Raw genomic sequence first — 21,048 nt, forward strand, 5'->3', positions numbered from 1 at the left:
CCACAGGAGATCCCATGACCCGAAAGCTCCTCGCCGGCGCCCTGGCGCTCGCGCTGTCGGTGGCGCTCGCCGCCTGCGGCGACTCCGGAGACCAGACCGCGTTCGGCGGGAACACGAGCGGTGACAAGGCCGTCAAGCTCGTCCAGCAGCCCTGGGAAGACCTCATCGTCGAGAACCAGATCGTCAGCGACATCCTGACGAAGCTGGGCTACTCGCCGTCGACCCAGGAGGTGGCGGTGCCGCTCGGCGCGCAGGCCCTCTCCACCGGCAAGGCCGACGCCTACCTGGGCAACTGGTGGCCGTCGCAGGAGTCGGTCTACGGGAAGCTGATCGACAACGGCTCGGTCGAGGTCACCGGCACGCTGCTGACCGGCACCGAGTACGCGCCGGGCATCCCCGGCGACCAGGCCGCCCGCCTGAAAGTCACCTCCCTGGCCGACCTCGATAAGCACGGTGACGAGTTCAAGCACGAGATCCTCGGCATCGAACCCGGCACACCCGGCAACCAGGCCATCCTCGACGCGATCAAGAAGGACGCCTACGGGTTGGGCGACTGGAAACTCGTGCAGAGCAGCACCGAGGCGATGCTGGCCGAGGTGACCCGCCGGGTCGCGAAGAACCAGCCGGTCGTGTTCCTGGCCTGGAAGCCGCACTGGATGGTCGTGAAGTGGAAGGTCACGTTCCTGGCCGACCCGCAGAAGGTGTGGCCGGGCGCCGGGCAGATCCGGGTGCTCACCCGCAAGGGCCTCAAGAACGACGACCCGAACCTGGCGAAGTTCCTGTCGCAGCTCCAGGTGGACGCCACCACCGCGTCGGAGTGGATCGACGCCTACGACAACGAGAAGAAGTCCGCGAAGGACATCGCGTCGGCCTGGGTCTCGGCCAACCAGGACACGGTGAAGACCTGGCTGGCCGGCGTGAAGACCGTCGACGGCAAGGACGGCGTCGCCGCGGTGACCGGCTGATGGCGCTCATCGAGGGGTCCGGCCTGACAAAGGTCTACGGTCTCCCGGACCGGCGCGCGACCGCGCTTGCCGCCGACCCGTCCGCGGTCGCCGCGGCCGGCGGCACGCTTGCCGCCGATCACGTCGATCTGGACGTCGACGAGGGCGAGCTGTTCGTGCTGATGGGGCTGTCCGGGTCGGGGAAGTCGACGCTGCTGCGGATGATCAACCGGCTGGTGGAGCCGACCGCCGGAACGCTGCGTATCGACGGCGCCGACGTCACCGCGATGAGCGAGCCCGACCTGCGGACGCTGCGCAACCAGCGGGTGAGCATGGTGTTCCAGCACTTCGCGCTGTTCCCGCACCGGACCGTGCGCCAGAACGCGGCCTACGGGCTGGAGGTCCGCGGGGAGCCGGCCCGCGAACGGCTCGCCCGGGCCGACGAGGCGCTGGAGCGGGTCGGGCTCGGCGACCGCGGCGACGCGTCGCCGGGCGCGCTGTCGGGCGGGCAGCGGCAGCGCGTCGGGCTGGCCCGGGCGCTGGCCACCGACGCCGACATCCTGCTGATGGACGAGCCGTTCAGCGCGCTCGACCCGCTGATCCGCCGGGACATGCAGGACCTGCTGCTCGACCTGCAGTCGGAGCGGCCGCGGACGATCGTCTTCGTCACCCACGACCTGAACGAGGCGATGCGGATCGGCCGCCGGATCATGGTGCTGCGCGACGGGCGGGTGCAGCAGTGCGGCACCGGTCCGCAGATCCTGGCCGCCCCGGCCAACCCCTACGTCGAGGAGTTCGTCGCCGACGTCGACCGGTCGCGGGTGCTCACCGCGTCGGCGGTGATGCGCCCGGCGCCGGACGACCTGGGGGAGTACCACGCGGTGCCGCCGGAGGCGCCGGTGCTGGAGTTCCTGCACCTGGCCGGGCACCCGACGGTGCCGGTCGCCGTCGTGGCCGACGGGGAGCTGCTGGGCGTCGTGCCGCCGGACTCGCTGTTGACCGCGTTGGGGGGTAATCGTGCCTAGGATCCCGGTCGGTTCGTGGGTCGACTCGTTGATCTCCTTTCTGCTCGATCACCTCGGCGGGGTGTTCGACGGGGTCTCCTCGCTGGTGACGTCGCTGATCAACGGCGTCTACTGGGTGTTGCACACGCCCCCGTACGGGGTGGTGATCGCGGTGTTCGCGGTGCTGGCCTGGGTGGCGACCCGGCGCTGGCAGCTCGTCGTGTTCACGGTCCCGGCGTTCCTGCTGATCGTCTCGATGGAGCTGTGGACCGCAGCGATGCAGACGCTGACCGTCGTCGTGCTGGCGGCCGGGGCGGCCGTGCTGATCGGGGTGCCGGTCGGGGTGGCGGCGGCGCGGAGCCCACGGTTGTCCGGTGTGGTCCGGCCGGTCCTCGACTTCATGCAGACGCTGCCGGTGTTCGTGTATCTGATCCCGTCGGTGTTCTTCTTCGGGATCGGGGTCGTGCCCGGCACCGTGTCGACGACCGTGTTCGCGATCCCGCCCGCGGTGCGGCTGACCGAGCTGGGGATCCGTCAGGTGGATCCGGAGATCGTCGAGGCCGCGCAGGCGTTCGGGTCGCGTCCGGCGCAGGTGCTGCGCCAGGTGCAGTTGCCGCTGGCGTTGCCGTCGATCATGGCCGGGGTCAACCAGGTGATCATGCTGGCGCTGTCGATGGTGGTGATCGCGGGCATGGTCGGGGCCGGGGGGTTGGGGGAGGTCGTGGTGCGGGGGGTGACCCAGCTGGACATCGGGGCCGGGTTCGAGGGCGGGCTGTCGGTCGTGATCCTGGCGATCTTCCTGGACCGGGTGACGGGCGGGTTCGGGTCGGGCTCGTTCCGGCGGTTGCGCTTCCGCCGCCGGGCGCCCGACGCGGTCGCCGCGCCGGTGCCGGCGCTCGCTCAGCGGTAGAGGCTCAGGAGGGCTCGGGAGGCGGCGTCGGTGATCTCGGCGGGGGTCGCCTCGACGGCGCCGTCGAGCCAGGCGGTCACCAGTTCCGCCATCCCGCCGATGAACAGCAGGCCGCCGATCTCGTCGTGGTTCCGGGTCTGCTCGGCTCCGCCGAGCAGGGCCCGGGACTCGACCGCCGACTGGTGGGCCAGGTAGCGCAGCAGCTCGGTGCGCCGCCGGCGCAGCTTCGGCACCGCGACCGACTCGACGATCGCGACACGCCCCTTGCGCGGATCCTCGAGCAGCAAATCGACGAACGCCCGCACGCCGGCCCGGACCCGCGCGACCGGGTCGTCGCCCGCGGCCTCGGCGGCGGCCCGGCTGGTCTCCTCGATCTCGGCCGCGACCCCGTCCATCACGGCCTCGAGCAGTGCGTCCAGGCCGGCGAAGCTCTCGTAGAAGTACCGCTCGGAGAGGCCGGCCGCGGCGCAGACCGCGGTCATCGTCGTGCGGGTGCCCGGGTCGGCCCAGACCGACAGGCCGGCGGTCAGGAGGCGAGCCCGGCGGTCGGCCACCCGGTCGGCGGCGCTGACGCCCCGGTAGACCCCCTGCTGCACCGCCATGCGCCCGATCCTGCCACAGCCGCGAACATTGACAGGATGCCCTTCCTGAATCAGGATGACGGGCACCCTGCCGCGCGAGGTGAGCCAATGACGGCCGTACCGCGTCCCCTTCCCGACCTGCGTAGAGACGACCGGGGCCTGCCCTGGGTCGGGCGCCTCTTCGACTACGCCCGAGACCCGGTCGGGCTGTTCCGCCACCATTGGGAGCACTACGGCCCGGTCGCCCCCTGGTACACGCTCGGCACGACCTCGGTGATGCTCCTCGGTCCGGACGCCTGCGGCGAGGCCCTGCAGAACCGCGACAAGGCGTTTGCCAACGGGCCGGCCTGGTCCCAGCTGGTCGGCCCGTTCTTCCACCGTGGACTGATGCTGCTCGATTTCGACGAGCACCACGGCCACCGCCGGATCATGCAGGAGGCGTTCACCCGTCCCCGGCTGGAGAGCTACACCCGGCGCCTGCACCCGGCGATCGAGGAGGGCATGGCCGGCTGGGCGACCGACGGGGCGTTCCCGTCGTACTGGCGCCTCAAGCAGCTGACGCTCGACATCGCCGCGGACCTGTTCATGGGCGGCGCCCAGGACACCAGCGTCGAGGAGATGGACCGGGTCAACCGTGCGTTCATCGCCTGCGTCCAGGCCGCCGGGGGAGTGGTCCGGGCCGACGTGCCGTTCACCCGCTGGGGCCGGGCCTACCGCGGCCGCAAGGTGCTCGAGGCGTTCCTCCGCCACTACCTGCCGGCCAAGCGCTCCCGGCCCTCGGACGACATCTTCTCGGTGCTCTGCCACATCGAGACCGACGAGGGCGATCGCTTCACCGACGACGACGTCGTCAACCACATGATCTTCCTGATGATGGCCGCGCACGACACGTCGACGATCACGACGTCGACGATCCTGCAGTACCTCGGGCAGTACCCGCAGTGGCAGGAGCGCTGCCGGGCGGAGGCCCTCGCGCTCGGCCCCGAGCCGTCGACCGCGGAGCTCGAGGGCCTGACCAGCCTCGACCTGGTGATGCGGGAGGCGTTGCGGCTGCGCGCGCCGGTGCCGGTGCTGGTCCGGCACACGGTCAAGGAGACGGTCGTGCAGGGCGTGCGGATCCCGGCCGGGACCAACGCCGCTCTCGGGCTGCAGTTCACCCACCTGATGGACGAGTACTGGACCGCCCCGGAGACGTTCGACCCGGAGCGTTTCTCGCCCGAGCGCCGGGAGGACCGCTCGCACCGGTTCGCCTGGGAGCCGTTCGGTGGTGGGGTGCACAAGTGCATCGGGCTGTACTTCGCCGGCCTCGAGGTGAAGGCGATCATGCACCGGCTGCTGCGCGGGTACCGGTGGACGGTGGATCCGGCCTACGTCCCGCCGCTCGACAACCACTCGCTCCCGTTCCCGAAGGACGGTCTGCCGATCTCGCTGGTGGCTAGCGCAGGCCGGTGACGACGTGCTCGGCGATCGCCAGGGACGACGTGGCGGCCGGGGACGGCGCGTTGCGGACCGCGGTCACCGGCCCGAGCGTGCTGATCCGGAAGTCGTCGACGAGCGACCCGTCCGCGTCGACGGCCTGGGCGCGGACCCCGGCCGGGGCCGCGACCAGGTCGGACGGCCGGAGCGACGGCACGTAGTCCTGCGCCGCGGCGGTGAACGCCCTCTTCGAGAGCGAGCCGCGCAGCTCGTGCACCCCGGCGCGCCAGTGCTGCGCGGCCAGCTTCCGGAAGCCGGGCCAGGCGAGGGTGCGGGCCAGGTCGGCGGGGTTCAGGTCGCGGCGACGGTAGCCCTCGCGGGCCGTGGCCAGCACCGCGTTCGGGCCGACGTCGACCGAGCCGTCGATCCGCGGGGTGATGTGGACGCCGAGGAACGGGTAGGCCGGGTCGGGCACGGGGTAGACGAGCCCGTTGACGATGCCGGCCTTCTCGGATTTGAGGCGGAAGTACTCGCCGCGGAACGGCACGATCGCCGGGCCCGGTTCGTCGCCGGCCAGCGCGGCGACCACGTCGGACTGGAGGCCGGCGCAGATCACCAGCCGGTCGAGCGTCACCTCGACGCCCCCGGCGCGCACCCGCAGACGGTCGCCGACCGGGTCGATGTGCGTCACCGGCGCCGCGAAGCGCAGCTCCCCACCAGCGCGGCTCATGTCGGACGCCATCGCGAGGGAGACCGCGACGAAGTCGACGATCGCCGTCGTCGGCGAATGCAGCGCGGCCGCCCCGACGACGTGGGGCTCGATCTCCCGGAGCGCTCCGGGGTCGAGCCGGCGGACGTCCGGCACGCCGTTCGCGTGCGCCCTCGTCTCGATGTCGTGCAGCCGGACGACCTCGGCCTCGTTCCGGGCGACGACGACCTTGCCGATCTCGCGGTAGGCCAGGTCGTGGGTCTCGCAGAACTCGCGGAGGAGCCCGACCCCGCGCCGGCAGAGGGTGGCCTTGAGGGAGCCGGGTGGGTAGTAGATGCCGGAGTGCACGACGCCGGAGTTGTGGCCGGTCTGGTGCTGGGCGGCGTTGTTCTCTTTTTCGAAGACGATGACGTCGGCGCCTTGCTGGGCGAGTTGGCGGGCGATGGCCAGCCCGACGATCCCGGCGCCGACGACCCCGACCCGGGTCACGCGCGCCACCCGCTGCCGAGCGCCTCGATGACGGGTAGCGGCCCGTCCGACCGGATGGTTTCGCCCCGCCTCGAGACGCGCGCCGTCCGCACGCGGGTCATGACGGCTGGCCTGGTGCCGGTCACGGGCGCCGCCCGTATGCCGGCCGTGGCCGGCGGCCGTCCGAACCGACCACGCGCGAGTTCCGGGCCCGCGCCTCGTGCGCGAACCGAACCCTCTCAGCGCGGGCCCTCCCGCCGTACCTCAGCACCTCTCCATGATGCCGGGCGCTCACGACGAACGGCCCGCGACCCGTTCTTCGGCGGGGTGGAGCGATTGAGATCGGCGACGAGGGGCTCCGCCAACGATCGCTCCACGCGGCGCGCCGGGCGACCCCGACCGCGCGGCCGGGGCCGGCCCGCCCGCTGGGTAGGCCCGAACCGCCCCCGCCGCGGTACGGGCCTGGCGCGGCCGTGCGGAGCGCTGCGGCCCTGGTGTGGTGCGATCTGGGGTGGCGTGGGCCCGCAGCTCGGTGCAGGTTTCGGTCGGCGAAGTGTCGGTGGCGGTCGTCAGGCATCACCTCGCCCCGCCGGAGTACTTCGCGGCCCGCGGCCGTCGAGGCCCGTCCCGTCGTCGGGGCGCCGCCCCTCCGGCCCGGCGCGTGTACGGCACAGGTTCCCGGGTAGGCGGCCGGTAAGTTGGCCACGCCGGCGTGCCTGTCCGAAGGGAACACGATGGTCGAACTGCTCGCAGCCGACCCTGAGCAACTGCTCCCCGCCCGGGAGCAGATGGCGTTCACGCTGGGATTCCACATCATCCTGGTCCCGTTCGGAGTCGCGTTCACGTTCCTCATGCTCATCGCGAACTACCGGGCCCTCCGCCACGGCGACGAAACCGCGCTCCTGCTCGCCCGCCGCTGGTCCCAGGTCGCCGCGGTCCTGTTCGCGGTCGGCGCCGTCTCCGGCACCGTCCTGAGCTTCGAACTCGGCCTGCTCTGGCCCGGCCTGATGGGCAAGTACGGAGCCGCGTTCGGGATCCCGTTCGCGATCGAGGGCCTCTTCTTCTTCCTCGAGGCCATCTTCGTCGCGATCTACATCTACGGCTGGGACCGCATGAAGCCCTGGCCGCACTTCTGGTCCGGCGTCCCCGTCGTCCTGTCCGGCGTCGGCGGGACGTCGTCGGTGGTGGCCGCGAACGCCTGGATGAACCAGCCCGGCGGCTTCACGCTGCGCGACGGGAAGATCGTCGACGTCCAGCCGCTGCAGGTGATCTTCAACGACGCGTTCTGGTACGAGGCGCTGCACATGCTGCTGGCCGCGTACATGGTCGCCGGGTTCACGGTGGCCGGCGTCTACGCGGTCGGGATGCTGCGCGGCCGCCGCGACCGCTACCACCGGCTCGGCCTGCTGATCCCGCTCACCGTGGCCGCGCTCGTCACGCCCGTACAGATCTTCGTCGGCGACGTCGCCGCCCGCGAGGTGTTCCACAACGAACCGGCCAAGTTCGCCGCGATCGAAGCGCTGTACGAGACCGGCACGCACGTCCCCGAGGAGCTCGGCGGCTACTACGACGGCAACGCGCTGCACTACGGCATCAGCATCCCGTCCGGCGCGTCGATCCTGTCCGGCTACAAGCCGTCGACCGAGATCAAGGGCCTGGAGGAGGTCCCGGCCGACGTCCGGCCGACCGACCGGGCGGTGACGATCGTCCACCTGAGCTTCGACGTGATGGTCGGGATCGGGTTCGCGCTGCTGGCGCTGTCGGCCTGGTTCGGCTGGGTGTACTGGCGGAAACGCGCGCTCCCCGGGTCGAACTGGTTCTACCGGGCGGTCGCGGTCAGCGGGGTGGCCGCGGTGGTCGCGCTGGAGGCCGGCTGGGTGACCACCGAGGTGGGGCGCCAACCCTGGACCGTCGTGGGAGAGCTGCTCACCCGGGACGCGGTGACTACCGAGGGCAACATCTGGCTGCTCTACGTGGCCACGCTGGTGCTGTACGCGGTGGTCGGCGCGGCCACGTTCTACGTCCTGCGTCTCCTGCGGAGACGGTGGCGGGAGTCGGACGCGGAGACCGACGTGCCCTACGGACCCGAGGCGTCGGCATGAGCACGTTCGCCGCCGTCGTGCTGTTCGTCGGCGTCGTCGCCTACGCGGTGTTCGGCGGCGCCGACTACGGCGCCGGGTTCTGGGACCTCACGGCCGGCGGTGCCGTCCGCGGCCGCGAGCCGCGGCACCTCGTCGACACGACCCTGGCCCCCGTGTGGGAGGCCAACCACGTCTGGCTGATCTTCTGTCTGGTCATGCTCTGGACGGGTTTCCCGGCGACGTTCGCGGCCATCACGACGACGCTCTACGTGCCGCTCGGGCTGGCCGCGCTCGGCATCGTCGTCCGCGGCTCGGGGTTCGCGTTCCGCAAAGTCGTGGTGCACACCGAGCAGCAGCGGGTCACCGGAGCCGCGTTCGCCACGTCGTCGGTGATCACCCCGTTCTTTCTCGGCACGGTGGCCGGGGGCGTCGCGTCCGGACGGGTGCCGGCCGACGGGCACGGGGACGCGATCACCAGCTGGCTCAACCCGACGTCGCTGCTCGGCGGCGTGCTGGCCGTGCTCGTGTGCGCGTTCGTCGCCGCGGTGTTCCTGACCGCCGAGGCGCGCAGGCGTCCGGTGCCCGCGGCCGAGCTGGAGCGCCGGAAGATCGCCGACCTGGGGACCTGGTTCCGGCGCCGGGCCCAGGTGTCGGCGGTGGCCACCGGCGTCGTCGCGCTGGCCGGCATCGCGATCCTGCGCGCCGACTCGCCCCGGCTGTTCGACGGGCTGCTCTCCCGCGGCCTCCCGTTCGTGGTGGTCTCCGGGCTCTGCGGGGTCGGCGCGCTGGTGCTGCTGGGCCGGGCCGCGCCCCGGGTGCTGCAGGGGCTGGCGGTGACCGCGGCCGGGACGATCGTCGCCGGCTGGGGCGTCGCCCAGTATCCGTACCTGCTCGGCACCCACGTGACGATCGCCGAGGGCGCGGCCCCGTCATCGACTCTCTGGGCTCTGACGATCATCGCCACGATCGCGCTGCTGATCGTCGTCCCCTCGCTGTCGTTGCTGTTCGTGCTGCAGCAACGCGGCCGCCTGCAGCACTAGGCCCAAGGCCGCCCGCAAGGGCGGGCGGCCGGTCCGGCCGGGTCAGGGCTCGAAGACCGCGCGGACGCAGTCGTCCTTCTTGTCCTTGAACAGCGCATATCCCCGAGGCCCGTCCGCGAGCGGCAGCACGTGGGTGGCCAGGTGCTCGGTGCGCAGCTCGCCGCGCTGCATCCGCTCGAGCAGCATCGGGATGTACCGCTGGCCGTGCATCTGGGCCCCGCGCAGCGTCAGGCCCTTGTTCATCACCGCGCCGAGGGGGAACTTGTCGACGACCCCGGCGAACACGCCGAGCACGAACACCGAACCGCCCTTGCGGCAGTGGTAGATCGCCTCGCGGACCGCGGTCGGCCGGTCGGTCTGCAGCCGCAACTGCTGCTTGACCTGGTCGTACGCGAAGTCCGGACCGGGTGAGTGGGCCTCCATTCCGACCGCCTCGATGCACACGTCCGGGCCGCGTCCGCCGGTCCGCTCGCGCAGCTCGCCCCCGACGTCGGTGTGCTCGTAGTTGAGCGTCTCCGCACCGACGTGCTGTCGCACCTGCTCGAGGCGGTACTCGTACCGGTCGATGACGACGACCCGCTCGGCCCCGAGCAGGATCGCGGCCCGGGCGGCCATCTGCCCGACGGCTCCCGCGCCCCAGACCGCGACGACGTCCCCGGGCCCGACGCCGCCCAGGTCGGCGCCCATCCACCCGGTGGACGCCGAATCGGACGCGAAGAGCGCACGCAGATCATTCACGTCGTCGGGGACGGTGAACGCGCCGACGTCGGCGTACGGGACCCGGATGAACTCGGCGTGGCTCCCCGCGTTGCCGCCCATCGCGTGCGAGTAGCCGAAGCAGCCGCCGGGCGCGTACCCCCACAGCTCCTCGGTGATCGCCGGGTTCGTGTTGCCGTTGTCGCAGAGCGAGTACAGCTCCCGGGAGCAGTACCAGCACTGGCCGCAGGCGATGAACGACGAGACGACGACCCGGTCGCCGGCCCGGTGGTTCCGCACGTTCGCGCCGGTCTCGACGACCTCGCCGACGAACTCGTGCCCGAGCACGTCGCCCTTCTTCATGAACGGGACGTATCCGCCGAGCAGGTGCAGGTCGCTTCCGCAGGTCACGCTCTTGGTGACCCGGACGATGATGTCCCGGGTGTTGAGGATCTGCGGGTCCGGGACCTTCTCGACGCTCAGCTCGTTGATGCCCTGCCAGGTCAGCGCTTTCATGACTTGCCCTCTCCCTTGGCGTGCGCGATCGCGGCCTCGAGCGGCTTCCCGCGCAGCGTCGGCTTCGTCGTACCCGGCCGGTCGGGGAAGAGGATCTCGCCGGTCTCGAGGAGTTGCTTCGCGTCGCGGAGCGCGACGCGCACCGCCTGGCGCGGGTCTTCGCCGGTGAACCGCTCGGCCGCGGCCTTCGCCCCGGTCGGCTCACCCTCCACCAGGCGGACGCCGATCTCGGTGCCCTTGTCGGCCGGCGCCGGCCGGACGACCACGGTCGCGCCGGGGCCCAGTGCCCGCAGCGGCTCGGGCAGCTGCCCGTCCGAGCGCACCCGGTCGGGGGTGACGTTGACGGTGACGAAGCGCCACCGGGACGACTCGGCCGCCGGGGTGTTGCGCGCGGCTCTCCTGGTCAACAGCCGCCGCGCCGCCCATCCAGTGACCCCGACGGCTACCGCCGTCGTCACGGCCTTGGTTGCTCGCATGGTTCGTCCCCTCGTCGGTTCGTCGGCGTTCGCCGCCGCATACCCGGTGAGGCCGGGGCTGAACGTGCGCTCACGAGGCCTTGCTGACGGCCGAGAGCGACGCGCCGGCCGCTACCCGGTCACGGCCGGCCTCCTTGGCCCGGTACAGCAGCTGGTCGGCCAGCCGCACGAGGGCGTCGCCGGTCGGCGCGTCGACCGGCAGCGTCGCGATGCCCACCGACGCGGTCACGGTGATCTCGACGCCCCCGCCGACGTCGATCGGCGTCCGCCGGATGGCCTCGTGCACGCGCTCGGCCACCTGCCGCGCTTCGCGCGGCGTGATGTGCGGCAGCAGCAGCGCGAACTCCTCGCCGCCGTAGCGGGCGACGAGGTCGCCCGGCCGGACCGACGCGCGCAACCGGTTCGCGATCTCGCCCAGCACCCGGTCCCCGCCGTGGTGACCGTAGGTGTCGTTCACCGCCTTGAACAGGTCGACGTCGAGCAGCAGGACGGCGAGCCCGTCGGCGCGCCGCGCGGCCTGCTCGAGCGAGTGTTCGAAATGCCGACGCGTGGCCAGCCCGGTCAGGCCGTCGGTGACCGCGACCCGGCGCTGGGCCGCGACGAGCATCCCCATCCGGATCAGGACCAGCAGGAACAGCGTCGCGCACACCGCCGCGACCAGCGGCACGTGCAGGGGCGCCCCGCGCACGTACTGGACGTACAGCGTCGCCGGGGCCAGCAGCGACGCGGCCGCCAGGATCACCATCCGGGCGATCGTCGCGTCCGGGGCGGCGACCGGCGAGCGGGTGGACAGCTCCCGCATCGACGGGTGCAGCCCGGCGGTACCGAGCAGGACCCAGGACGTCAGCCAGAGCGACTCCAGCCACCCGGTCTCGGTGTAGCCCCCGTTCAGCGCGTCGAACGCGTACAGCGCGTCCGGTACCAGCACCAGCACCAGGAACGCGCCGACGAACCGCAGCGCGACCGGCCGGGCGCCGCCGCCGAGCATCAGCCGAGCGCCCACGGACAGCAGCACCAGGTCGCCGACCGGGTAGGCCGCCGCGGTGACCGTGCCGAGCGTCGACAGGTGCCCGTACCCCGGGCTGATCAGGTACACCCAGGCCAGCAGCGCTGCCGACACCGCGACGATGGTCGCGTCGATGAGCGCGGGCAGGTCCCAGCCGGGCGTCCGGCGGCGGATGAACAGCAGCAGGGCCAAGCCGCCGAACACGTACTGGGCCAGGTAGAGCGCGTCGGCCGGGCTCGGGTAGGGGAGCTCGACCCCGACCAGCTCGCTGCCGTAGTACGTCAGGTCCGCGCCCAGGGAGGAGGCCTGCCCGGCCGCGAACAGCAGCCACGGCGCCTTGACCTCCGGCTTGTGCAGCCGGACGCCGACGAGCAGCGCGACGACCGCGCCGACGTCGACCGTCCAGTACACGAGCTTCTGGGCGAGCTCGGGCATCCCGGCGAGCGAGCCGGCCCGGTAGACCAGGATCGCGGCCAGGCCGAAGCCGGCGAACGCCATCCAGGCCCGTGGGACGGTCCTCATACCCGGTACATCGGCAGGCCGTCCGCGACCCCAAGTGCTCACGCGGCCATCGGCGTCGGCACGAGCTCCGCCCTCAGGGCGGTGGCGGCCCGGGCGGCCAGGTCCGCCTCGCGGTGCAGGACGGCGAGCGTCCCGGCGTCCGGTGCGGCGCCGTTGCGGGCGGCCGTCTCGATCGCACTGCTGACGCCGGCCAGCCGGGCGGCCCCGATGTTGGACGCCATGCCCTTGAGGCTGTGCGCGGTGGCGGCGGTCGCCGTAGTGTCCGCGAGGCCCTCCGCGAGGCGCGCGAGCGCGCCCGGGAGCCGGTCGACGAACGAGCTGAACAGCCGGGCGATCATCGCCCGCTCGTCGTCGTCCGAGTCCTCGTCCAGCAGGTCCTCCACCCGTCCGCGCATGTCGGCACCGTTGGCCGCGACGATCTCGTCGTCGGTGGCGTCGGTGGCGTCGGGAGTGGGGGACTCGGCCACCGGAACCGGCGGCTGGACCGCCCCGGCGACGCCGGCCAGCGCGGCGGCCAGGTCGGCCGAGCGGACCGGCTTGGGCAGGTAGCTGTCCATCCCGGCGGCCCGGCAGGCCGCCTGGTCCTCGACCAGCACGCTGGCGGTCATCGCGATGATGTGCGGCTGCCGCTCGGCCGGCACCTCGGCGCGGATCCGCCGGGTCGCCTCGAGCCCGTCGAGCACCGGCATCTGGACGTCCATCAGCACCGCGTCGTACGACGTCCGGGCCAGCGCCTCCACCGCCTCCTGGCCGTTTCCGACCGTGTCGATCCGGTGCCCGAGCTTCTCGACGATCATCTGCGCGACCTGCTGGTTGATCGGGTTGTCCTCGGCCAGCAGCACGCGCAGCCGACGAGCCGCCACCGGCGCGGCGACGACGTCCGACGCCCGGCGGGCGGGCGTCGCGTCCGCTCCGGCCGGGGCGAGCGCCCGGTCGAGCGTCGAGCGCAACGCGGACGGCCGCAGCGGCTTGGCCAGCACGGCCCGGAACAGGTCGGCGTCGGCCGCGGCCGGCTGGTCACCGGCGCCGGCCAGCAGCACCAGCGGCAGCTCGCGCCCGGCCGGCAGCGCACGCATGGCCCGGGCCAGCGCGATCCCGTCCGCCGCGATCCCGTCCGTGCTCGCGTCCGGGCCCACCAGGTGGGCGTCCACGAGCGCCAGGTCGTACGCGATGCCGCTGCTCAACGCGTCCAGAGCGGCGTCCGCCGAAGCGGCCTCGGACCAGCTCAGGCCCCACGAGCTGAGCGCGGCCGCGAGCTGACGACGGCTGGACGCGTTGTCGTCGACGATCAGCACGGACCGGCCGGCGAGGTCGGCCGACGGGCCGGCCGCCCGGCGGTCGGCGCAGGCCGACAGCGGCGCGCGGAACGTGAACGCGGTACCGACGCCGACCGTGCTCTCGACCCGGATGTCCCCGCCCATCGCGCCGGCCAGCCGGCGGCTGATCGCCAGACCGAGGCCGGTACCGCCGTACTCGCGGGTGGTCGAGGCGTCGACCTGGCTGAACTCGCGGAACAGCCGGTCCATCCGGTCGGCCGGGATGCCGATGCCGGTGTCGCGCACGACGAAGTCGAGCGCGCCGTCGGTGCCGGTGACCGTCACCGAGATCTCGCCCCGCTCGGTGAACTTCACCGCGTTGCCCAGCAGGTTGACCAGGATCTGACGGATCCGGGTGACGTCGCCGGACACGTGGGTGGGGCAGTCGTCGGCGATCGACCCGATCAGCTCCAGGCCCTTGGCCTGGGCCGGCAGCGCGACCAGGCTCAGCGCGCTGTCCAGGCAGTGCTGCAGGTCGAAGGTCGTGTTCTCCAGCTCGAGCTCGCCGGCCTCGATCTTCGAGAAGTCGAGGATGTCGTTGATGATCGCGAGCAGCGACTCGCCGCTGTCGCGCACGGTCTCGGCCAGCCGGCGCTGAGGGCAGGTCAGGTCGGAGTCCAGGAGCAGGCCGGTCATGCCGATCACGGCGTTCATCGGCGTCCGGATCTCGTGGCTCATCGTCGCCAGGAACGCGGACTTCGCCGCGGTGGCGGCCAGCGCCTCGTCGCGGGCGGCCGAGATCGCGTCGACCGACGCGTTGATCGCCGCCGCGGCCCGGCGGAGCTCGATCGGGCCCGACGCCTCGACGCGCTGGTCGAGCTGGCCGGCGGTCAGCTGCTCGGCCGCGGCCGTGATCCGGCGGACCGGGGACGACACCGAGCGGGTGATCCCCCAGGCGCCCGCGCCGATCAGCAGCGCGGCGAAGATCGAGCCCCAGAGCAGGAGCTGCTGGGTCGCGGCCGCCCCGGCCGCCCGGGCGTCCTGGTTGGCGGCGAGCAGGGTGCGCGCGTGCCGGTCCATCGCGGTGAGCAGGGACTGGATGCGGGCCATGTCGTCGGCGCCCCGGCCGGTGAGCACGACCCGCTGGGCGGCGGCGAACCCGGCGGTGGAGCGCAGCCGAATGGTCTCGGCGAGCTCGTCGAGCTTGTCCGAGACCACCGGCGCGAGCTCGGTCAGCGCGCGCTGCTGAGCGGCGTCGTCGCTGGTCAGAGCCGAGAGAGCGGCCATCGACGTGCCGACCGCGCGGCGGCTCTCGCGGTACGGCTGCAGGTAGGAGTCGCGGCCGGTGAGGAGGTAGCCGCGCTGGCCGCGTTCCGCGGCCTGCAGGTGGGACATCAGCGCCGAGATCTGGTCGACGACCCGGTACGTGTGTTCGACGGACGCCTGGTCGCGGGTCATCGTCCCGATCCGGACGTACGCGCTGCCGCCGAGCACGGCCACGGCCACCATCGCCAGGACGTAGCCGAGCGCGAGCAGCCGCCCGATCGTCCAGCGCGACGTGCCCCTGGTGTCCGTGTTCGTCATCTAGCCGTCCCCCCGATTGCTCGACCCCGAACTAGTCATCGACGGGGCCGGGAGCCGGTCGGCTACCGGTCGGGTGCGGATCAGTTGCAGGGCCATTACCGGCATATATGCTGCTGAAGCGGTATGTAATGGGCGGCTGGATTCCGGAGGGGCAGATGGGCGCCATCGTCATCGCGGAGGACGACCCGGATATCCGGGCGATGATCACCGAGAAGCTGTCCCGGGCCGGCCACCAGGTCACCGCGACCGAGGACGGCGCGGCCGCGCTGGTCGAGGTCCGGCGCAAGGTGCCGGACGTCGTGGTGCTCGACATGCAGATGCCCGGGCTGTCGGGCCTGGACGTGGTGCGGCTGCTCCGGGCCGATCGGAGCACGGCCGAGGTGCCGGTGATCATGGTGACCTCGCACAGCCAGCCGCAGTACATCGGGGAGAGCTTCAACTCGGGGGTGAACGACTTCCTGGCCAAGCCGTTCTCGCCGAAGGAGTTGGCGGCGCGGATCGAGCACCTGATGCACACCGCGCCGGTCGGCGCCTCTGCTGCGGAGGTGCCTGCGGTCGTGGACGCTCCGGTGGCGTCGGCGCAGGCCGAGGCGGTGGCGGCGGCGTTGGTCGCTACCGAGGAGGCGGAGGCGAAGGTGGGGCGGAGGCGGTTCTTCCGGTTGCTGACGTCGTCCTCGGAGTCGAACTGACGGCTACCGTGGAGCGGTGATCGACGAGACCGGGACCTCGTTCGCGGTCGTGACGTTCGGGGCCGACGGGGCCGCGGTCGGGGCCGGGTGGGTGGCGCGGATACGCGCGCTCGGACGGCCGCTGTGGGAATGGCCCGGTTCGGCCGGTGTTGCGGACGTCGAGGGTGGGCTGAAGGCGCTCGGGGAGCAGGTGGCCGCCGCTCGGGTGGGGTGGCGGTTGTTGGTGGCCGGGCCGGAGGCCGACGTGCTGCGGGCCCGGGCGGTCGCGCTGGCCGGCGGAGCGGTCGACGCCGAGGTGACCGCGGTGGTCACCGACGACCGGACCCGCCGGGTGTGGTGCGCGCACTGCGGGACGACGACGCCGACCGGCGACCCCTCCGTGCGGTGTTCCGGCTGCGGGCGGGCGCTGGTGGTCCACGACCACCTCTCCCGGCGCCGGGCGGCCTACCTCGGGTCGGTGGGATGACCCGGCTGGATCTCGTCGTCCGGCGGAGCACCGAGATCGTCCCCGGCATCCGGGAGATCGAGTTCCGCGCGCCCGACGGACGACCCCTTCCGCCCCATCCACCGGGCAGCCACCTGGTTCTGGACTGCGGGCCGGTCGGCAACGCCTACTCGCTCACGAACACCGGGTTCGACACGTACTCGATCGCCGTCCTGCGCCGCGGAGAAGGCTCGGCGTACCTGCACGGCCTGCGGCCCGGCGACCGGGTCGCCGCCTCCACGCCGAGGTGCGAGTTCGCCCCGGTGAGCACCGCCCGCAAGCACCTCCTGATCGCCGGGGGCATCGGCATCACGCCGGTCCTGGCCCACGTCCGCGACGCCGAGCGCTGGCACCGCGACGTCGAACTGCTCTACGTCCACCGGCCCGGCGCCGGGGCGTTCGCCGACGAGCTCGCGGCCCGGCTCGGCCCCCGGCTGCGCCGCTTTCCCGACCGGAACGCGTTCGGCGCCGGGCTCGCGGCCGCGCTGCGCGATCAGCCGCTCGGCACGCACCTCTACGTCTGCGGTCCGGGCGGCCTGCTCGACCGGGTCCTCCGCGACGCGGCCGCGGCCGGCTGGCTGCCGCCCCGGCTCCACCTCGAGCGGTTCGTCGCGGCCGAGCTCGACCCGGGGCGCGAGTTCGTCGCCCGGCTGGCCCGCTCGGACCGGGACGTCGTCGTGCCGTCCGGCACCAGCCTGCTCGACGCCCTGCGCGGTGCCGGGGTCGACGTCCCGAACCTGTGCCGGCGGGGGATCTGCGGCGAGTGCCGGGTGCCGGTGCTGGCCGGCTCGCCGCTCCACCGCGACGAATACCTGGCCGACGACGAGCGCCGGAGCGCGGTGATGTGCTGCGTCTCCCGGGCCGAGACGGACACGCTCGAGCTGGATCTCTAAGCCTCCGGTCGAGGGTTAGTTCACGAAGTGGTTACACCGCTCACCCTCGACCGTGCAGTTTCTCCGTGAGAGACTCAGTTTCTCTTTAGGAGACAGGAGCGTGCCATGGCGGACGTCGTGATCGTCGGCGGGGGACTCGAAGGGGTCGCCGCCGCCTGGCAGCTCAGCCGTCGCGGGGTGACCGACGTCGTCGTGTGCGAGCGCGACACGGTCGGGTCCGGGGGCACCGGGAAGTCGAGCGGGATCGTCCGGTGCCACTACGGGGTGCCGGCGCTCGCCGCGATGGCCACCCGGTCGCTGGACGTGTTCGAGAACGCCGAGGAGATCCTCGGGACCGACGTCGGGTACCGGCCGGTCGGCTACGTGGTCGGGGTCGGGGCGCCGAACGTCGACGCGCTGCGGGCGAGCCTGGCCGACCAGCGGGCGGTCGGCGTCCGGACCGAGGAGATCGGGGCCGACGACGTCGCCCCGCTCTGGCCCACCGCGCACCTCGACGACTTCGCCGCGTTCGCCTACGAGCCCCGGGGCGGCTACGGCGACGCCTACCGCACGGCCCAGGCCTACGCGGCCGCGGCCCGCCGCGCCGGGGTCACGATCCGCCAGGGCACTCCGGTCGCCGAGCTGGTGGTGACCGACGGCCGGGTCGCCGGGGTGCGGCTCGCCGACGGGGAGACGATCAGCGCCGGCACCGTCGTCGTCGCCGCGGGTCCGTGGTCGGTGCCACTGCTGGCCGCCCACGGCGTCGACCTGCCGATCGTCGTCCACCGCGAAGCGTTGGTCCTCGTCGACGCGGGTCAGCGCCTGGGGACCGTGCCGGTCTTCTCCGACCTGGTGTCGCTGCAGTACGTCCGGCCCGAAGGGGCCGGCCGGATCCTGGTCGGGAACAGCGACCTGGCGGTGCTGGAACCGGCCGACCCGGACGACTACCTCGACCGGGCGACCGAGGAGTCGCTCGAGCTCGCGGTCGGCAAGCTCGCCCACCGGTTCCCCCGCCTGGACGACGCGGCCGTGGCCGGCACCTACGCCGGGTGTTACGACGTGACGCCGGACTTCAACCCGGTGATCTCGGCGACGCCGATCGACGGCCTGATCGTCGCGGCCGGCTTCAGCGGGCACGGGTTCAAGATCAGCCCGGCGGTCGGCGCGCTCGTCGCCGACCTGGTCACCGACGGCGCGAGCCGGGCCGAGCACGTGCCCGAGAAGGCGTTCCGCCTGGCCCGCTTCGCCGAGCAAGACCCCCTGCGTAGCCAACACCCGTACGCCGGAGCGGGGGAGATGCGCTAGACGCGGTAGGCGCTGACCAGTTGCTGGAGGTCGTTGCTCATCCGGGACAGCTCGGCCGTCGCCCGCGTCGACTCGGTGACGCCCTGCCCGGTGATCTCGGCCGCCTCGGCGACCCCGCTGATGTTCGTCGTGATCTCTCCGACGCCGTCGGACGCGCCGGCCACGTTCCGGTTCATCTCGCCGGTCGTGGCGGCCTGCTCCTCGACCGCGGCGGCGATCGTGACCTGGTAGTCGTTGATCCGACCGATCACCGAACGGATCTCGTCCAGCGCCCCGACCGCGGTCTGGCTGTCGGCCTGGATGGCCCGCACCCGGGACGCGATGTCCTCGGTGGCCTTCGCCGTCTCCTGGGCCAGGTCCTTCACCTCGCCGGCCACCACCGCGAACCCCTTGCCGGACTCGCCGGCCCGGGCCGCCTCGATCGTCGCGTTGAGCGCGAGGAGGTTCGTCTGCTCGGCGATCGAGGTGATGACCTTGACGACGTTGCCGATCTCGATCGACGAGTCGCCGAGCTGCTGCATCGTCGAGTTCGTCGACTCCGCGGCCTCGACCGCCTCGGACGCGACGGTGGCGGCCTCGTTCGCGCTCTGCGAGATCTGCTGGATCGCCGCGCTCATCTCCTCCGACCCGGCCGCGACCGTCTGCACGTTCATCGACACCTGCTCGGCCGCCCGGACGACGGCCTGGGCCTGGGCCGACGTCTCCTCCGCGCTGTGCGCGATCTGCAGCCCGGAGGAGGTCAGCTGCTCCGCCGCCGCGGCCAGCGCCTGAGCCGATTCGGACGCCGTCCCGACGAGCCGCCGCACCGAGTCCATCGCGATGTTCAGGTCGGCGTTCATCGCCCCGATCTCGTCGTTCCCGACGTGCTCGACGCGCCGGGTCAGGTCGTTGCGGGCAACCGCCGAGAGCACGGCCGACGTCCGGCCCAGCGCGGTCATGATCGACCGGACGACCAGCCCGGTGATGACCAGCGTGGCCGCCGCGACGATCAGCGCCAGCCCGAGCGAGATCCACAGCGCGTGCCGGGCCGCCGACTTCGAACTGGCCGACTGACGCTCGAGGAACGTCGCGTTGAGGTTCTCGAGCTTGGTCAGCGCGGCGAACATCGACTTCTCGATCGGGCCGAGCGTGCCGTCCGACACGGCCGACGCCCGGCCCGGGTTGCCCGCGGCGACCAGCGACATCACCTGCTGGGCGGCCGCGTCGTACTTCTGCTCGTCCGCGCGCAGGGCGGCGACGAGGTCGACCTCGACCGCGGTGTTGTCGAGCCCGGCGTACTCGTCGAGCCACTTCTCGAAGTCGGCCCGGTCGGCCTTCCACTCCCTCACGTGGGACGCGTCGCGGCTGGAGATGTAGCTGGCCAGGTCGTCGGCCTGGCCGGTCTTGGCCAGCTCGAGCTCCAGGGCGATCCGGACCGACGGGTAGTTGTTGTCGGCGATCGCCGAGAGCGCATCGCTGGACTGGCGGCCGTTCGAGTACTGCAGGGCGGCGAGCGCGGTCACTCCCACCAGCGCGACCGCCCCCATGCCGATCAGCTTGCGTTTGATCGTCCAGCGCATCCCGGAAGCCCCCGCCTTCTCCTAGACGTCGGCTTCCCATCGGCGGGGCGGAGGCGATGCTGAGCGATCAGCGCACCGGGGCGAGGCCGAGGCGGTCGGCCTGGCGGCCCAGGGAGGCGACGACCTCGTCCGGCGAGCGGTCGGGGAGGCCCCAGATCGCGTCGGTGACCCCGGCGTCGGCCCAGGTCTCCAGCAGCTCCGGGCTGGCCTTGGTGGTGGCCAGCACGTGGATCTGCGGGTCACCGGCCCGGCCGGCCGCGGCCCAGGCCTCGCGCAGCTCGTCGGTCTTCGTGCGCAGACCGGTCTCGGTCGGCGTCGTCATCCAGCCGTCGGCGGTGCGGGCGATCCACGCGAACGTCTTCGGGCCGCCGCCGGCGCCGATGATCAGCGGCACGTGCGCCTGCACCGGCTTCGGATAGGCCCAGGACGGCCCGAACACCACGTGATCGCCCCGGTACTCGGCCACCTCGTCGGTCCAGAGCGCCCGCATCGCCTCGACGTACTCGCGCAGGATCGTCCGTCGCTTCGGGGCGTCGACGTGGTGGTCGGCGAGTTCGTCGGTGTTCCAGCCGAAGCCCGCGCCGAGCGTCACGCGTCCGCCGGAGAGGTGGTCGAGCGTCGCGATCGTCTTCGCGAGCGTGATCGGGTCGGACTCGACCGGGAGCGCGACCGCGGTCGCGAGCCGGATGCGGGTCGTGGCCTGGGCCGCGGTGGCCAGCGACACCCACGGGTCGAGCGTGCGGGAGTAGCGGTCGTCCGGGAGCGCGGCGCCGCCGGTGCCGGGGTGCGGGGCGTCCCGGCGGACCGGGATGTGGGTGTGTTCCGGCACGTAGAACGTGTCGAAACCGGCGTCTTCGGCGGCGCGGGCCGCGTCGGCGGGACGGATTCCCCGGTCACTGGCGAACAGCACGATCCCGTGCCTCATGAGCA

Annotated in this window: 18 protein-coding genes; 10 read left to right on the plus strand and 8 right to left on the minus strand. The window is 72.7% G+C overall.

The window, feature by feature from the left end; translation table 11 throughout:
- The first annotated feature begins 14 nt into the window (after positions 1–14).
- The 3 genes from FL583_RS26340 to FL583_RS26350 are packed head-to-tail and all read left to right on the plus strand — an operon-like array spanning position 15 to position 2,858.
- Positions 15–965 carry a glycine betaine ABC transporter substrate-binding protein gene (locus tag FL583_RS26340; RefSeq protein WP_142707510.1) on the plus strand — a complete coding sequence of 317 codons (951 nt, stop codon included), beginning with the start codon at positions 15–17 and terminating at the stop codon, positions 963–965.
- Entirely contained in the window at positions 965–1,969 is a 1,005-nt protein-coding gene (locus FL583_RS26345) for a quaternary amine ABC transporter ATP-binding protein (RefSeq protein WP_142707511.1), read from the plus strand. Before FL583_RS26340 ends, FL583_RS26345 begins: the two co-directional genes overlap by 1 nt.
- A complete protein-coding gene (locus FL583_RS26350) occupies positions 1,962–2,858 on the plus strand; it encodes an ABC transporter permease (RefSeq protein ID WP_205752473.1) in 897 nt (298 codons plus the stop codon). The genes FL583_RS26345 and FL583_RS26350 overlap by 8 nt, the downstream gene beginning before the upstream one ends.
- Here FL583_RS26350 and FL583_RS26355 read toward each other — a convergent pair.
- Positions 2,849–3,460 (minus strand): TetR/AcrR family transcriptional regulator, encoded by a 612-nt coding sequence (locus FL583_RS26355; protein ID WP_142707513.1) that lies wholly within the window; start codon positions 3,458–3,460, stop codon positions 2,849–2,851. The genes FL583_RS26350 and FL583_RS26355 overlap by 10 nt on opposite strands.
- 87 nt (positions 3,461–3,547) lie before the next feature.
- Here FL583_RS26355 and FL583_RS26360 point away from each other — a divergent pair, with 87 nt between their 5' ends.
- Complete coding sequence (locus FL583_RS26360; protein WP_142707514.1) at positions 3,548–4,891, plus strand: cytochrome P450; 1,344 nt, start codon at positions 3,548–3,550, stop codon at positions 4,889–4,891.
- Here FL583_RS26360 and lhgO read toward each other — a convergent pair.
- On the minus strand, positions 4,875–6,053 hold the full coding sequence (gene lhgO, locus FL583_RS26365) for an L-2-hydroxyglutarate oxidase (protein ID WP_205752474.1): 1,179 nt from the start codon (positions 6,051–6,053) through the stop codon (positions 4,875–4,877). The two genes, FL583_RS26360 and lhgO, sit on opposite strands and share 17 nt — an antisense overlap.
- A gap of 713 nt (positions 6,054–6,766) precedes the next feature.
- Between lhgO and FL583_RS26370 the strand changes: the two genes are divergently transcribed.
- Both FL583_RS26370 and FL583_RS26375 read left to right on the plus strand, forming a co-directional pair.
- Positions 6,767–8,134 carry a cytochrome ubiquinol oxidase subunit I gene (locus FL583_RS26370; protein ID WP_142707516.1) on the plus strand — a complete coding sequence of 456 codons (1,368 nt, stop codon included), beginning with the start codon at positions 6,767–6,769 and terminating at the stop codon, positions 8,132–8,134.
- The gene (locus tag FL583_RS26375; RefSeq protein WP_142707517.1) at positions 8,131–9,153 is read left to right on the plus strand and encodes a cytochrome d ubiquinol oxidase subunit II; all 1,023 of its coding nucleotides are present in this window, start codon (positions 8,131–8,133) and stop codon (positions 9,151–9,153) included. The genes FL583_RS26370 and FL583_RS26375 overlap by 4 nt, the downstream gene beginning before the upstream one ends.
- 42 nt (positions 9,154–9,195) lie before the next feature.
- On the opposite strand, the gene FL583_RS26380 is transcribed toward FL583_RS26375, so the two are convergent.
- From FL583_RS26380 to FL583_RS26395, 4 genes are all read right to left on the minus strand, one after another.
- A complete protein-coding gene (locus tag FL583_RS26380; protein WP_142707518.1) occupies positions 9,196–10,365 on the minus strand; it encodes a zinc-dependent alcohol dehydrogenase in 1,170 nt (389 codons plus the stop codon).
- Positions 10,362–10,841 (minus strand): hypothetical protein, encoded by a 480-nt coding sequence (locus FL583_RS26385; RefSeq protein WP_142707519.1) that lies wholly within the window; start codon positions 10,839–10,841, stop codon positions 10,362–10,364. The genes FL583_RS26380 and FL583_RS26385 overlap by 4 nt, the downstream gene beginning before the upstream one ends.
- Before the next feature lie 70 nt (positions 10,842–10,911).
- A complete protein-coding gene (locus FL583_RS26390; RefSeq protein WP_142707520.1) occupies positions 10,912–12,369 on the minus strand; it encodes a GGDEF domain-containing protein in 1,458 nt (485 codons plus the stop codon).
- Between the two features lie 38 nt (positions 12,370–12,407).
- On the minus strand, positions 12,408–15,209 hold the full coding sequence (locus FL583_RS26395) for a CHASE3 domain-containing protein (protein WP_142707521.1): 2,802 nt from the start codon (positions 15,207–15,209) through the stop codon (positions 12,408–12,410).
- A 155-nt stretch (positions 15,210–15,364) separates the two neighbouring features.
- Here FL583_RS26395 and FL583_RS26400 point away from each other — a divergent pair, with 155 nt between their 5' ends.
- The 4 genes from FL583_RS26400 to FL583_RS26415 all read left to right on the plus strand — a co-directional run bounded on the left by FL583_RS26400 (position 15,365) and on the right by FL583_RS26415 (position 18,559).
- A complete protein-coding gene (locus tag FL583_RS26400; protein ID WP_170323874.1) occupies positions 15,365–15,898 on the plus strand; it encodes a response regulator transcription factor in 534 nt (177 codons plus the stop codon).
- 16 nt (positions 15,899–15,914) lie between these two features.
- Positions 15,915–16,364, plus strand: a complete 450-nt coding sequence (locus FL583_RS26405) for a dimethylamine monooxygenase subunit DmmA family protein (protein WP_142707523.1) — start codon at positions 15,915–15,917, stop codon at positions 16,362–16,364.
- Positions 16,361–17,275 (plus strand): PDR/VanB family oxidoreductase, encoded by a 915-nt coding sequence (locus FL583_RS26410; RefSeq protein ID WP_142707524.1) that lies wholly within the window; start codon positions 16,361–16,363, stop codon positions 17,273–17,275. Before FL583_RS26405 ends, FL583_RS26410 begins: the two co-directional genes overlap by 4 nt.
- 105 nt (positions 17,276–17,380) lie before the next feature.
- The gene (locus FL583_RS26415) at positions 17,381–18,559 is read left to right on the plus strand and encodes an NAD(P)/FAD-dependent oxidoreductase (protein ID WP_142707525.1); all 1,179 of its coding nucleotides are present in this window, start codon (positions 17,381–17,383) and stop codon (positions 18,557–18,559) included.
- Here the strand turns inward: FL583_RS26415 and FL583_RS26420 are convergent.
- Positions 18,556–20,118 (minus strand): methyl-accepting chemotaxis protein, encoded by a 1,563-nt coding sequence (locus tag FL583_RS26420; protein WP_205752475.1) that lies wholly within the window; start codon positions 20,116–20,118, stop codon positions 18,556–18,558. The two genes, FL583_RS26415 and FL583_RS26420, sit on opposite strands and share 4 nt — an antisense overlap.
- A 67-nt stretch (positions 20,119–20,185) precedes the next feature.
- A complete protein-coding gene (locus tag FL583_RS26425; protein ID WP_142707526.1) occupies positions 20,186–21,043 on the minus strand; it encodes an LLM class F420-dependent oxidoreductase in 858 nt (285 codons plus the stop codon).
- Positions 21,044–21,048 lie beyond the last annotated feature (5 nt).

This window comes from Cryptosporangium phraense, assembly GCF_006912135.1.
Classification (GTDB): domain Bacteria; phylum Actinomycetota; class Actinomycetes; order Mycobacteriales; family Cryptosporangiaceae; genus Cryptosporangium; species Cryptosporangium phraense.